The organism is Rhizobium pisi (genome assembly GCF_003938655.1).
Lineage (GTDB): Bacteria > Pseudomonadota > Alphaproteobacteria > Rhizobiales > Rhizobiaceae > Rhizobium > Rhizobium pisi.
On record NZ_RJJT01000023.1, the window covers coordinates 86,706 to 100,131 of the forward strand.

At 59.9% G+C, this 13,426-nt stretch carries 14 protein-coding genes; 13 read left to right on the forward strand and 1 reads right to left on the reverse strand.

What is annotated here, in order from left to right; translation table 11 throughout:
* Window position 1 precedes the first annotated feature (1 nt).
* From denD to EFD55_RS26615, 9 genes are all read left to right on the forward strand, one after another.
* Window positions 2-988, forward strand: coding sequence for a D-erythronate dehydrogenase (gene denD, locus EFD55_RS26575; RefSeq protein ID WP_125849080.1), 987 nt, complete (start codon window positions 2-4; stop codon window positions 986-988).
* On the forward strand, window positions 985-1,758 hold the full coding sequence (locus tag EFD55_RS26580) for an SDR family oxidoreductase (protein ID WP_125849082.1): 774 nt from the start codon (window positions 985-987) through the stop codon (window positions 1,756-1,758). Before denD ends, EFD55_RS26580 begins: the two co-directional genes overlap by 4 nt.
* A 76-nt stretch (window positions 1,759-1,834) precedes the next feature.
* Complete coding sequence (locus EFD55_RS26585) at window positions 1,835-2,902, forward strand: ABC transporter ATP-binding protein (protein WP_125849084.1); 1,068 nt, start codon at window positions 1,835-1,837, stop codon at window positions 2,900-2,902.
* 191 nt (window positions 2,903-3,093) lie between these two features.
* Entirely contained in the window at window positions 3,094-4,398 is a 1,305-nt protein-coding gene (locus EFD55_RS26590; RefSeq protein WP_125849086.1) for an ABC transporter substrate-binding protein, read from the forward strand.
* Between the two features lie 185 nt (window positions 4,399-4,583).
* A complete protein-coding gene (locus EFD55_RS26595) occupies window positions 4,584-5,516 on the forward strand; it encodes a carbohydrate ABC transporter permease (RefSeq protein WP_125849088.1) in 933 nt (310 codons plus the stop codon).
* A gap of 11 nt (window positions 5,517-5,527) precedes the next feature.
* Window positions 5,528-6,427, forward strand: a complete 900-nt coding sequence (locus EFD55_RS26600) for a carbohydrate ABC transporter permease (RefSeq protein ID WP_125849090.1) — start codon at window positions 5,528-5,530, stop codon at window positions 6,425-6,427.
* A gap of 389 nt (window positions 6,428-6,816) precedes the next feature.
* The gene (locus tag EFD55_RS26605; RefSeq protein ID WP_125849092.1) at window positions 6,817-7,503 is read left to right on the forward strand and encodes a hypothetical protein; all 687 of its coding nucleotides are present in this window, start codon (window positions 6,817-6,819) and stop codon (window positions 7,501-7,503) included.
* 125 nt (window positions 7,504-7,628) lie between these two features.
* The gene (gene ftsZ, locus EFD55_RS26610; RefSeq protein WP_125849093.1) at window positions 7,629-8,651 is read left to right on the forward strand and encodes a cell division protein FtsZ; all 1,023 of its coding nucleotides are present in this window, start codon (window positions 7,629-7,631) and stop codon (window positions 8,649-8,651) included.
* 120 nt (window positions 8,652-8,771) lie between these two features.
* Complete coding sequence (locus tag EFD55_RS26615; protein ID WP_125849096.1) at window positions 8,772-9,749, forward strand: L,D-transpeptidase family protein; 978 nt, start codon at window positions 8,772-8,774, stop codon at window positions 9,747-9,749.
* A gap of 83 nt (window positions 9,750-9,832) precedes the next feature.
* Here EFD55_RS26615 and EFD55_RS26620 read toward each other — a convergent pair whose 3' ends face one another.
* Complete coding sequence (locus tag EFD55_RS26620) at window positions 9,833-10,423, reverse strand: dihydrofolate reductase family protein (RefSeq protein WP_125849097.1); 591 nt, start codon at window positions 10,421-10,423, stop codon at window positions 9,833-9,835.
* A 131-nt stretch (window positions 10,424-10,554) separates the two neighbouring features.
* Between EFD55_RS26620 and EFD55_RS26625 the strand changes: the two genes are divergently transcribed.
* The 4 genes from EFD55_RS26625 to EFD55_RS26640 all read left to right on the forward strand — a co-directional run bounded on the left by EFD55_RS26625 (window position 10,555) and on the right by EFD55_RS26640 (window position 13,309).
* The gene (locus EFD55_RS26625; RefSeq protein ID WP_125849099.1) at window positions 10,555-11,016 is read left to right on the forward strand and encodes a hypothetical protein; all 462 of its coding nucleotides are present in this window, start codon (window positions 10,555-10,557) and stop codon (window positions 11,014-11,016) included.
* A gap of 484 nt (window positions 11,017-11,500) precedes the next feature.
* Window positions 11,501-12,073 carry a toxin-activating lysine-acyltransferase gene (locus tag EFD55_RS26630; protein ID WP_125849101.1) on the forward strand — a complete coding sequence of 191 codons (573 nt, stop codon included), beginning with the start codon at window positions 11,501-11,503 and terminating at the stop codon, window positions 12,071-12,073.
* Window positions 12,074-12,386: 313 nt separating this feature from the next.
* A complete protein-coding gene (locus EFD55_RS33515) occupies window positions 12,387-12,959 on the forward strand; it encodes a hypothetical protein (protein WP_183736858.1) in 573 nt (190 codons plus the stop codon).
* Window positions 12,956-13,309 carry a hypothetical protein gene (locus tag EFD55_RS26640; RefSeq protein ID WP_125849103.1) on the forward strand — a complete coding sequence of 118 codons (354 nt, stop codon included), beginning with the start codon at window positions 12,956-12,958 and terminating at the stop codon, window positions 13,307-13,309. Before EFD55_RS33515 ends, EFD55_RS26640 begins: the two co-directional genes overlap by 4 nt.
* Window positions 13,310-13,426 lie beyond the last annotated feature (117 nt).

Sequence of the window (13,426 nt, forward strand, 5' to 3'; positions counted from 1 at the left end):
CATGCATGTGATGATTTTGGGCGCGGCCGGCATGGTCGGCCGCAAGCTGGTCGAGAAGATTGCGCGCGAGCCGCTGGCGTTCGGCCGGCCCGTCACCCGCCTGACGCTGGCGGACGCCTTTCAGCCGCCGGTGCCGGAAGCGCTGCAACCCGTCTCCACGGCGCTGACGATCGATCTTGCCGGCGCTGGCGCGGCCGACAGGCTGATCGAAAGCCGTCCGGATCTGGTCTTCCATCTTGCGGCAATCGTCTCCGGCGAAGCGGAGGCGGATTTCGACAAGGGTTACGCCGTCAATCTCGACGGCACGCGCGCGCTTTTCGATGCAATCCGCAAGCTCGGCCTCGCAAGCGCCTATGTGCCGCGCCTCGTCTTCGCCTCGTCGATCGCCGTCTTCGGCACGCCCTTCCCGGAGATTATTCCGGACGAGTTCTTCACCACGCCGCTGACGAGCTACGGCACTCAGAAGGCGATCGCCGAACTGCTGCTTGCCGATTATTCCCGCCGCGGCATTTTCGACGGCATCGGCATCAGGCTGCCGACCATCACGGTGCGTCCCGGCGCGCCGAACAAGGCGGCATCCGGTTTCTTCTCCAATATCCTGCGCGAGCCGCTGGTGGGCAAGGAAGCCATATTGCCGGTCAGCGACGGCGTGCGGCACTGGTTTGCCAGCCCGCGCGCGGCCGTCGGCTTCTTCGTTCATGCCGCGACGATCGATACGGCAAGGATCGGCGCACGCCGCAATCTGACCATGCCCGGCCTTTCCGCGCTTGTTTCCGAAGAGATCGAAGCGTTGCGCCGGGTCGCCGGCGACAAGGCCGTCGCCCTGATCAAACGTGTGCCCGATCCGGTGATCGAACGCATCGTCGCCGGTTGGCCGACCCAGTTCGACGCCACAAGAGCCTCTTCGCTCGGCTTCAAGGCGGAAACCAGCTTCGACGAGATCCTGCAGGTGCATATCGAGGATGAACTTGGCGGGAGGTTCGCATGAGCATAGCGGCCAGCGGAGAGGCAAAGATTGCACTGGTGACCGGCGGCGGCACGGGCATCGGACGCGCCATGTCGAGGGCGCTCGGTGCGGCGGGCTATAAGGTCGTCATTTCAGGACGGCGGGCCGATGTGCTTGAAAAGGCGGCGGCGGAGCTTGCCGGCGAGACGGGTGCGGAGTTTCTGGCCGTCCCGGCCGATGTCGGCAATCCCGCTTCAGTGCGGGCTTTGTTCGATACGATTTCGGAACGATACGGACGGCTCGACCTGTTGGTCAACAATGCCGGCGTCGGCGTGCCGGCCGTGCCACTCGAGGAGGTTTCGTTCGAGCAGTGGAACGCCATCGTCGCGGCCAACCTCACCGGCGCCTTCCTGTGCACCCAGCAGGCCTTCCGGCTGATGAAGAACCAGAGCCCGCGCGGCGGCCGCATCATCAATAATGGCTCCATCTCCGCCACCACGCCGCGGCCGAATTCGGCGCCGTACACGGCGACAAAACACGCGATCACCGGGCTCACCAAATCCACCGCGCTCGACGGGCGCGAATTCGACATCGCCTGCGGCCAGATCGATATCGGCAATGCCGCAAGCGACATGACGAAGAAGATGGCATCAGGCGTGCTGCAGGCAAACGGCAGCATCGCCACGGAGCCGACGATCGACGCCGCGCATATTGCCGATGCGGTCGTCTACATGGCGAGCCTGCCGCTCAGTGCCAACGTGCTGACCATGACCGTGATGGCGACGCAGATGCCTTTCGTCGGGCGGGGGTGAAACCAGCGGGCCGCCATCGGCCGAAAACGACATAGATACGTGCCTGCGCAATGCGCATGAACTGGGAGGAGGGATTATGGCAAACGTTCAATTCGCGAATATCCGGAAATCATTCGGTGCGCATCCCGTCATCAAGGGGGTGGACATCGATATTGCCGATGGGGAGTTCGTCATCCTCGTCGGCCCCTCGGGTTGCGGCAAATCCACGCTTCTGAGGATGCTCGCAGGGCTCGAGAACATTTCCGGCGGCGAGATCAAGATTGGCGGGCGCATCGTCAATACGCTGCCGCCCAAGGATCGCGACATCGCCATGGTGTTCCAGAACTATGCCCTCTACCCGCATATGACGGTGGAGCAGAACATGGGCTTTTCGCTCATGCTCAACAAGGCGCCGAAGGCGGAAGCCGAAAAGCGGGTGAAATATGCCGCCGGCATCCTCGGCCTCGACAAGCTGCTCGATCGTTATCCGCGCCAGCTTTCCGGCGGCCAGCGCCAGCGCGTCGCCATGGGCCGCGCCATCGTGCGCGACCCCGAGGTCTTCCTGTTCGACGAGCCGCTCTCCAACCTCGATGCGAAACTGCGCGTCGCCATGCGCGCCGAGATCAAGGAACTGCACCTGCGCCTGAAGACGACGACCGTCTACGTCACCCATGACCAGATCGAGGCCATGACGATGGCCGACAAGATCGTCGTCATGCATGACGGCATCGTCGAACAGATCGGCACGCCGCTCGAGCTTTACGACCGCCCCGCCAATCTCTTCGTCGGCGGCTTCATCGGATCGCCGGCGATGAACATGATCCATGGCAGGCTCGATCCTGATGATGCCAGCCAGTTCGTCGCGGCCAACGGCACGCGGCTGCCCGTCGCCAATCCGCCGGCGAGTGCCATGGGCCGCGACCTGGTCTATGGGCTGCGCCCCGAATATATCTCGCTCGATCCTAACGGGGTGCCGGCCGAAATCGTGGTGATCGAGCCGACCGGCTATGAGACGCACCTCACGGTCCGCCTCGGCGGCAGCGAGGTCAGTTGCGTCTTCCGCGAGCGTGTCAACGCGCGCCCGGGCGAAGCCATTCGCGTGGCGATCGACGCCACGCATGTCCATCTCTTCGATGCCGAAGGCGGCAGGAGATTGACCCACTGATGCCATCCGGCGGTGCGGGAGAGGAGGAGCCTCTCGGTCCGCCGGAGCAGAAGCATCCCGGGGCACAAGCCTCTCAAGCGGGAATCGAGCTTCCAGGGGAGCTCGATTCCCGCGGGATGCCAGGCCGGCCTTCACTAAGCGGGAGGTGGACGCCGGAGAATTTGCCCGCTGTTTCAATGAGGAGGAATCTCATGACGATCAAGAGACGTGAATTTCTTGCTGCATCGGCAGCCGTAGCCGGTGTTGCCGGCCTCGGCATCAGGCCATCTCTGGCACAGGCCGAACCGACCTACACGCCGGAAAGCGGTGCCAGCCTGCGGCTTCTGCGCTGGACGCCTTTCGTGAAAGGCGATGAAGAAGCTTGGATCGCCAACACCAAGAAATTCACGGAAGCCACGGGCGTCGAAGTGCGCATCGACAAGGAGAGCTGGGAGGATATCCGTCCGAAGGCAGCGGTTGCCGCCAACGTCGGCTCCGGCCCCGATCTCATCATGTGCTGGTTCGACGACGCCCACCAATATCCCGACAAGCTGGTCGATCTCACCGAACTCGGCAACTATCTCGGCAACAAATACGAGGGCTGGTACGACGGCGTGAAGGGTTACGCCACACGCGACGACAAGTTCATCGCCATGCCGCTGACGGCGATCGGCAATGCCGTCGTCTATCGCGACACCCACGTGAAGGCCGCCGGCTTCAGCGAATTCCCGCAGGATACGGCAGGCTTCCTCGAACTTTGCAAGGCGATGAAGGCAAAGGGCACGCCCGCCGGCTTCCCGCACGGCAAGGCGGTCGGCGACGGCAACAATTACGCCCATTGGCTACTGTGGAGCCATGGCGGCATGATGGTCGACGAGGGCGGCAAGGTCGAGATCAACAGCCCCGAGACGCTTGCCTCGATCAACTATGCCAAGGAGCTCTACGCGACCTTCATTCCGGGCACGGAAAGCTGGCAGGACGTCAACAACAACCGCGCCTTCCTGGCCGGCCAGGTATCGCTGATCGCCAACGGCGTCTCGGTCTACTACACCGCCAAGAACGACCCGAAGCTCGCCGACATCGCCAAGGACATCCGCACGACGAACTTCCCGATCGGGCCCGTTGGCAAGAGCGTGGAGCTTTTCCAGACGAGTTCGCTGCTGCTCTTCAAGCACACCAAATATCCCGAGGCGGCCAAGGCCTACATCAAGTTCATGATGGAAGCCGACCAGATGAACGCCTGGATCCAGGGCTCCAGCGCCTACTGCTGCCAACCCCTCAAGGCTTTCGCCAAGAACCCGGTCTGGACCGCCGATCCGATCCACGCGCCCTATGCGCGCGCTTCGGAAAAGCTGCGTCCGAACGGCTATGCCGGTCCGCTCGGTTACGCCTCGGCGGCGACGATGGCCGACTATGTGCTTGTGGACATGTACGCCGCCGCCGTCACCGGCCAGAAGTCGCCGGAAGACGCGATGAAGGAAGCCGAACGCCGGGCGAACCGCTACTACCGCATCTGATACGGAGCCGAGACAGGCGGCATGCCGGGTTCCGGCATGCCGCAAGCTTCTCTAAAGCGCGTCGCATGAACTTTGATCTATGCGCCGCGCTTTAGTTCCTTGTTTTTATGCATGTCGTTGTCCCGGAACCGCTGAACACTTCCGGGCGACATGCATCAGGACTGAATGCAATCTGGAGGCATGCAATGTCGACCTTGAAATCCGGGGATACGCGCGGCCCGATCTCCGCGCTCATGCAGAACAACAATGTGCTCGGCTTCCTGTTCATGCTGCCGGCGGCCGTGTTCCTCGTCTGCTTTCTCACCTATCCCCTGGGGCTCGGCGTTTGGCTTGGCTTTACGGATACGCGGATCGGCCGGGACGGCATCTTCATCGGTCTGGAGAACTATCAGTTCCTTGCCGACGACGCCGTTTTCTGGATGTCGGTCTTCAACACCATTCTCTACACCTTCGTCGCCTCGCTGCTGAAATTCGTGCTCGGCCTCTGGCTGGCGATGCTTCTGAACCAGCACCTGCCGTTCAAATCCTTCTTCCGGGCGATCGTGCTGCTGCCCTGGGTGGTGCCAACCGTGCTTTCGGCGCTGGCCTTCTGGTGGATCTACGATTCCCAGTTTTCGATCATCTCCTGGTCGCTGATGAAGCTCGGGCTGATCAGCGCGCCGATCAACTTCCTCGGCGATGCCACAAATGCACGCATTTCGGTGATTGTCGCCAATGTCTGGCGCGGCATTCCGTTCGTGGCGATCTCGCTGCTCGCCGGCCTGCAGACCATCCCGGCCTCGCTGCAGGAAGCCGCCTCGCTCGACGGCGCGACGAGCTGGCAGCGCTTCCGCTATGTGACGCTGCCAATGCTGACGCCGATCATCGCCGTCGTCATGACCTTCTCGGTGCTCTTCACCTTCACGGATTTCCAGCTGATCTACGTGCTGACCAAGGGCGGGCCCGTTAACGCCACGCATCTGATGGCGACGCTCTCCTTCCAGCGCGGCATTCCAGGCGGCCAGCTCGGCGAAGGGGCTGCCATCGCCGTTGCCATGGTGCCCTTCCTGCTCGGCGCCATCATGTTCAGCTTCTTCGGCCTTCAACGCCGCAAATGGCAGCAGGGTGGCCAGGATTAGGGGGAATAACCATGTCGACAAATCTCAATGCGGCCGATGAGGTCCTGACCGACAATGCCGAAGGCATGAGCTATCTGAACCGCCTACCGCGGCGCGTGGTGATGCTCTACCTGCCGATGGCGCTCTTCGTCTTTGTGCTGCTCTTTCCCTTCTACTGGATGGCGATTACCGCCGTGAAGCCGAACGAGCAGCTGACGGACTATAACAACTACAGCCCCTTCTGGGTCGTGGGGCCGACGCTGGACCACATCAAATACCTCTTCCTGGAAACCTCCTATCCCGGCTGGCTGTGGAACACGATGCTGGTGGCTGTGGGGTCGACGGCGCTGTCGCTGGTGGCCTCGGTCTTCGGCGCCTATGCGATCGAGCGCGTGCGCTTCACCGGCTCGCGGCAGATCGGCCTCGTTATTTTCCTGGCCTATCTCATCCCGCCGTCGATCCTGTTCATCCCGCTTGCCTTCATCGTCTTCAAGCTCGGGATCTACGACTCGCGCCTGGCGCTGATCTTCACCTATCCCACCTTCCTGATCCCGTTCTGCACTTGGCTGCTGATGGGTTATTTCCGCTCCATCCCATTCGAACTCGAGGAAAGCGCACTGGTGGACGGCGCCAATCGCTGGCAGATCCTCACCAAGATCATCCTGCCGCTCGCCGTGCCCGGCCTGATCTCGGCCGGCATTTTCGCCTTCACGCTCTCCTGGAACGAATTCATCTACGCGCTGACATTCATCCAGTCCTCGGAGAACAAGACCATCCCGGTCGGCGTCCTGACGGAACTCGTGCGCGGCGACGTCTTCGAGTGGGGATCGCTGATGGCCGGCGCGCTCTTCGGCTCGCTGCCTGTCGTCATCCTCTATTCCTTCTTCGTCGATTATTACGTGTCGTCGATGACGGGTGCGGTGAAGGAATAGCGGGTTGGCACATTGCAGAAGGGGCAAGGCAGGATCCTGCAATGCCCCGACCTGGCTGACCTGCGCCGCAATTTCCGGCGCAGGGAATATGCGCGGGACATTTTATCAATATAAGCGTAATTGTTGCAAAAAGTGCACGCACCTCCAAAAACGCGCATGAACCGAGCGGATATCAAAACTACCTCTCGATGCACCGTTTCGGGATCTGCTATGGATGAACCGGGCCGATGATCGGCCTCGCTCTTTGGGCGTTTCTTCATGAAATCGATGTCCCACAGCTCAACGAAGTCCCGCTTCGTTGGCCCGTCACCGTTGCGCCGATTTTGCCGTCCGCGTCGGCCGTCGCACAGCCACACGTTCTTACTTTCCCTTGAAACCAAGAAAATCACATGAACAAAAGAGCCTTTACTGCAGCCGGATTGAGCATCGTAACGGCGCTGTTGGCCTCGTGTGGAGGGACACCTGATCCCGCGATGATCGCGAGCGAAAGACAGGCAAAATCCACCGAGATTCTCAACGAAAGAAAACAAAGAGGCGCGTTGATCATGGCGCGCTTCATCTATCCTGGCTGGCTCGGTCCTATCCGGTGCTCCGGTCGGATTCGTCTTCGCAAGCTTGTTGACGGCGCACCTGACAAAGTGGCCGCGCCCCAAGACCTCGGGACCGCTTTCCACTGGCTTCTGCCTGAACAAGCCAAGCCTGCAGTGGTGAAGAGCAATTTCCTGAACGGTATTCCCGACGCAAAGGACTACGAACGCTCCTTTTCTCCGATCGCGCCCGGCACTTATGTCGTCACCTATGCCTCTTGCCAGATATCCGACCCGAACGGGACCTCGACGCTCGAGGCAGGCGGCGACCATGACGGCCTGTTCAGCTATATCAGCGCGCTGGAAGGCGCGAGCAGGATTACGATTGGCGAGGGCGAGATCGTCGATGCCGGCTACTTCCGTGTTCAGGGGACGAAAACCCACCCTGTCGTGGTGGGCGCGGAAACAAGCGCAGCCGAGCGCGAGGTCATGAAAGAGGTTATCCCGGTGGCCTATCCCTCCATCACCTTCAAGAAGTTTGGGGAATAGGCAATCCGAACGGCCGCAGGGCATGTTTTTGCCCTTCCGCCGCCTTTTTACGTCCTTAATCTGCGGAACGATTCGTCGCCGCGGGCGAGAATAGGGCATTCACGGGATATGAGAAGGATTATGCGATGACGGACGCCAAGAGCGGCATTCTGGGGCTGCGGCCGAACATCACCGTCATTGGCGTCGGCGGTGGCGGCGGAAATGCGATCAACAACATGATCGCTGAGAAGCTCGCCGGCGTCGAGTTCATTGCGGCGAACACGGATGCCCAGGTACTTGCGACCTCGAAGGCCTCGCGGCGCATCCAGCTCGGGGCGCAGGTGACCGAGGGGCTCGGCGCGGGTTCGTTGCCGGAGGTCGGCCGGGCGGCGGCCGAGGAGTCGCTTGACGAGATCATGGATCACCTCAGCGGCTCGCACATGTGCTTCGTCACTGCCGGCATGGGTGGTGGAACGGGAACGGGTGCGGCGGCGGTGATCGCGCGGGCAGCCCGCGACGCCGGCATCCTCACGGTCGGCGTCGTCACCAAGCCGTTTTCCTTCGAGGGCAATCGCCGCATGCGGACGGCAGAAGTCGGCATCGAGGCACTGCGCCAGGCCGCCGACACTGTCATCGTCATTCCCAATCAGAACCTCTTCCGCATCGCCGACGCGAAAACCACTTTCGCCGACGCCTTCATGACCGCCGATCGCGTGCTCTATTCGGGCGTCGGCTGCATTACCGATCTCATCGTCAAGGAAGGGCTGATCAACCTCGATTTCGCCGATGTGAAATCGGTGATGCGCGGCATGGGACGGGCGATGATGGGCACCGGCGAAGCCTCGGGCGAAGGCCGCGCGATGAGGGCGGCGGAGGGGGCGATCGCAAACCCACTGCTCGACGACCTCTCGATGAAGGGCGCCAAGGGCGTGCTGATTTCGATTTCCGGCGGTTCCGACATGACGCTGTTTGAAGTCGACGAGGCGGCGAGCCGCATTCGAGACGAAGTGCAGGCGGACGCCGAAATCGTCGTCGGCGCCATCTTCGACCGCGGCCTTGACGGAAAGTTCCGGGTCTCGGTCGTAGCGACCGGCCTGGAAGGCAGCGCCGCCCCCGCCATGTCCGGCGTCGCCGCGGAAAATCTGCAGATCCCGCGCATCCTGCAGTAGGCCGTCAGGCCCAGCTCGAAGCCTTACGAGAACGGAAACGGAAGCCGCGGCAGCGTAAGCGTTGACCGACGGTCTTCCCTTCCGGTGGAACAAGTACGGCCGGCGATCATTTGTTGGATCATGAAGGCTGTCACACCCATCGCAACGCTGGCTCTGCTTTTCTCACTCGGTACGGCGCATGCGCTGGAACTGACGCCGGAGGCCATCAACACCGCATCCCTCGCGCCGATTGCGCGGGAGCGCCCCAGCAAACCGTCGCCGGAACCTGATCCGGCGATCGTGCGTCTCCAGGCGCTTCTCGACCGCGCCGGTTCCTCACCAGGCGTGATCGACGGACTGTATGGGGACAATGTCGGCAAGGCGGTCGCCGCGTTCGAGACGATGAACAAGCTTCCATCCGACGGAAAACTCGATCCCGACGTGCTCTCCCGGCTGGAAAAAGGCCCACCCATCGTCGAAAGCTATGTCATCACCGACGAGGATGCCGCCGGTCTCGTCGACCACATTCCTAAGGACTACGGCGAAAAGGCCAAGATGGCGAGCCTGGGATATACCAGCGTGGCGGAGAAGCTGTCGGAGCGGTTCCACATGCACATCGATCTGATGAAGACGCTCAATCCCGGCACGGAATTCGCGCCTGGCAAAACGATCGAGGTCGTGACACCAGGACCTCCCAAGGAGGGAAAGGTCAAGCGCATCGAGGTGAACGGCAAGACCGGACAGGTCCTGGCCTATGACGGGGATGGATCGGTGATTGCGGCCTATCCGGCAACGGTCGGCAGCAGCGACAATCCGTCCCCGAGCGGCACGCACAAGGTCAAGGGTGTCGCGCGGATGCCGGTCTACCGCTACGATCCGAAGATCAATTTCAAGCAGGGGAAGAACGACAAGATCCTCACCATCCCCAAAGGACCGAACGGGCCGGTCGGCAGCGTCTGGATCGATCTGACCGAGCCGACCTACGGCATTCACGGCACGCCCGACCCGGAGCTGATCGACAAAGTTGGATCGCACGGCTGCGTGCGCCTGACCAACTGGGATGCCGAAGAGCTTGCCGGAATGGTGAAGCCAGGTGTAATCGTCAAGTTCGTCGACTAAAAGCATGTCGCATAAAACTGTGCAGCGGTTTTAGGCGTTATGCGGAAAACCAAATCTGAAAGATCGCGACACGCTTCACATGATCACGCCGGCCGGTAAATCTGGGCCATCGAGCCCTTCGGAAAAACTTTCGAGCTGATCAGCTTGAGCTGCCTTGGCACAGCGAGGTCGGAGAAGATCGGCAGGCCCTTACCGAGAGCCAGCGGATACACCATCAGCATGTACTGATCGACCAACCCGTGAGCGATGAGACTGCGCGCAAAGGCGGCGCCGCCGTGGGCGATGATCGGCTTGCCGTCCTCGGCCTTCAGCCTGGCGATTTCTTCGGCCAGATCGCCGCTCGCCACATAGGCCTCGCGCCAACTTTCCGCGCCGGGCTGCAGCCCTTCCTTGGCCGTTTCGGCCGCCTTCAGGATCGCCGGCCCTTGTTTCGAGAAGACGGCCTTCGGAATCTGGTTCATCGGCGGGGCGAATACTCCCGTCGCGGTCGGCCAATAGCTGGCCATGCCCTGGAAGGTGCGGCTGCCCATGATGTGCAGGCCGGCGTTCCACGCATTCTCCACCTTCCAGGCAATGGCCTCCTGGTCGCCAGAAAATATCCATTCGGTTTCGCCCTCGGGGCCGCTGACAAAACCGTCGAGCGACATGGCCATGGTCAGGATCAATTCTCTCATCGCTTTCTCCTCGCGCTGGTTCGACCCAAGGACGGGAAAGATCAATCTGTTCCGACAATGCGCATTTGCCAGACCCGAATAAACATGACGAGGTATCGCGCAAAGCTGTTTGACTACCGCAGCAAGTGCTAGTGGCAAATTCGATTTATTTTACTGGTAAAATCATCCGTCGTGCGTTAGGGGATTCTTCAACTACAGCGGGCATCGTCCCTCCACCTCAAGATGAACCGGAGCTGGACTTCATGAGCATTTTTGGCCAATCTCGGCTTGCACGCATCTCTTATGCCGTGCTGCTTCTGCTCATGTTCTGCTTCGATTTTGCGAAGGACCCGATCCAGCGCCTTATCATGGCCGAACACGACCAGGCAGCGCGCGAGCTAATGGCACCACGCCCGGCAAACAGCAAAGGGACTGCCGTCGGAGGAGTGGTCAGCGGCAAAGACATGCCGCTGATGTTCAAAGGGCAGGAGGAGTTGGTGAAGCGGATCGCCGCCTCCGGCCGCAAGCCGACGGAAGAGGATATGCAAAATCTGCGCGCTCTGGCCGTCAATCCTTGGCAAAAGCCCGTTCCCATGGCGCGGCCTCCGGTTTGAGGCGAGCGCGGCCATGAGCAAACGGCCTATCACGCGAACATCGTCCAGCGTGGCTCGCAACTCGTCTTCCCGGCGTCATCGGCAACGCGCCGATATGGCCGAGGCGGGCAAGCTGGTTCAGGCTGCTTGAAATCCGCGCGGACCCCGGCCAAACGGCGGCCGGGCCAGTTCGGCAATCTTGCAGGCATCTCGGCGTGGTCCGGCACTCACGAGGCAGTATTTGGGAAAATCGACCTGATCAAACTGGATCGGAGGGCCCATTTGTCGGAAAGCGTTGGTTCTTCGCGTCGGTTGCCAATGTCGCATGGCTACGTTAGGTCAGCAGAATAAGCATGGCTGAATTATTCATCTCATAAGAGCATTTCACGGCAATTTCACTTGCAATTGCAAATTCAATTTGTAATCTGCATTCGGCAATCGCGAGTGGGGGCGATTGCAACTCTATCGGGCCATTTGCGCTCGTAACCCATGGGGCTGGGGATACATGAATAACGTTGCGACGCAAGTGTCGGCTAATATAAACCAAAATCAGTTGTCCGAAGAGACGAAGAAGAAGCTTGCCGGTGCCAAGACAGCACTGCAATCGACTTTTGGGCAAGTTGTTCTCGCAATGAGTTCAGTACCGCGCTACCGCAGTCAGATGTTATCCGATCTGCACCATCTGGTTGTCGATCCTTTGATCAATGACCGCATCGCAATTGCGATGCCCAAAACCGCCACTGGCATTGAGCCGCCGGCAATTGCCATCTGGGCAAACGTCAGTACTGAGGTTGATGCTCGGATCTCAGAGCAAGCTAAGGCGGGCGTGTTCCCAGTTCGACTCAAGCCGGAAGACTGGAAGAGCGGCGACACCGTTTGGTTGCTCGACGTGATTGCGCCTACGCGCGAATTGGCGACCATGGTGCTGACAAATTTCCATCAGGTCGCCAAGCGGGCCGATATCAAGATTCACCCAATGGTCGCCCACTTAGTTGATCGGGAAGTCTTAGGAAAGCTGACCGGTAGTGCCGCGTCAGCAGGTGTGAACAGCGCTGAGTTTGGTAACGTCATTAACTGATCGATCCGCCGGCCAAAATTCCAAATACTGTTACAACTTTGCGCGAGCCCTCACGAGGCCATTGCGATGGGTTTGGCGTCAAAACAAGGTCAAACGGTGGGTGTGGTAGTTGCGTTTGTGGATGACGGCGGCGCTCTCCAGAGTGCTGAAAAACTTCTCGATTTGAAATAGGTAGCAAATGAAACGTCGGTCGCTTTTGGCATCACTTTGTGCACTGCCTCTCGCATCCTGTCAGGGCGAGAGTGCGACTGTCCGTTTTAAGGTTATTGCGTCGGCTACGGTGGACGGGCGACCGATTGAGAGTTCCTCGGTGATGGAAATCTCCTATTCCAAGGTTACGCATAGCCTTATTGGAAATGGTGGCGCCACACGGCTCTATGGCGAAGCCCTGATCCTTGATCTTGGCGGCAAAGGTACAGTCTATATATTGCCAATCCAGCACGATCCAAACAACAGCCTGACCCAAGTCTACGAGGATGGCGTACTAACAAGTTTTGGTATCAAGAATAGCATTGGTTCTCTGTCGGAAGCGGATTTTGCAACGCTACGCGATGCAACCGGCCGTCGTCCGTTCAAACTAAAGACGAGCAGACTGCCTGTGATCGTTTCCTTCAAGAGCGAAACCGATCCAAAAACGATATTTGAGATTCAGCCGGGAGAATTCGGCCGATACTTCCCAGGGGTCCGTTTCACGGGCCTCGATATAGAAATAACAACTGACCGGATCACCTATAAACTGAGGGAACGGCTTCCGTGGCTCGACACCACTGTTGCGCCCAGAAAGATTTTTCCACGCAATCCTCCAGGGGTTCTGCGGCCCCTTAGGGAATTGCCTTTCAGCTACATGGTTACACCAGCGGACTTCTTTGGAGACGGCAACCGATGACAGAGACACCCACAGACAAGAACGTTATGCTGGCACTGCTTTCTTTGGATGCGTATTCAAGAGGTGATATCCCCCAGGTTACGCGCAAAGATGGTAGTGCGCTTCCAAACAGGATTGGAAACGCCGAGGTTGCAGAGCTGTCTCGTAACGTACTCCCTGCCACCGCAGCTATCTCAGGATTTAGCGCAACAGCTTATCATTGGACGGTTGGTGGGTCTACAGAAACGGTGATTGCCTATCGCGGCACAGATTTTATTACAAATGACGGATGGCCTTCAATTGAGACCCTAAAGGACATCATTGCAGGCTGGTCCAGCTCTTTTGGGATAGCTGGCGGGGGGGCACTGTAAACTTAACGCTCTGAAAGCAAGATCTCGGAGTGAGGTTTTGATTCATGCGGTGTGAAGACGTGCGATTTGGCGCCAAGTATCCAAGGCTGCCGCTCGCAGTTCGCGATGGTGGGCGGA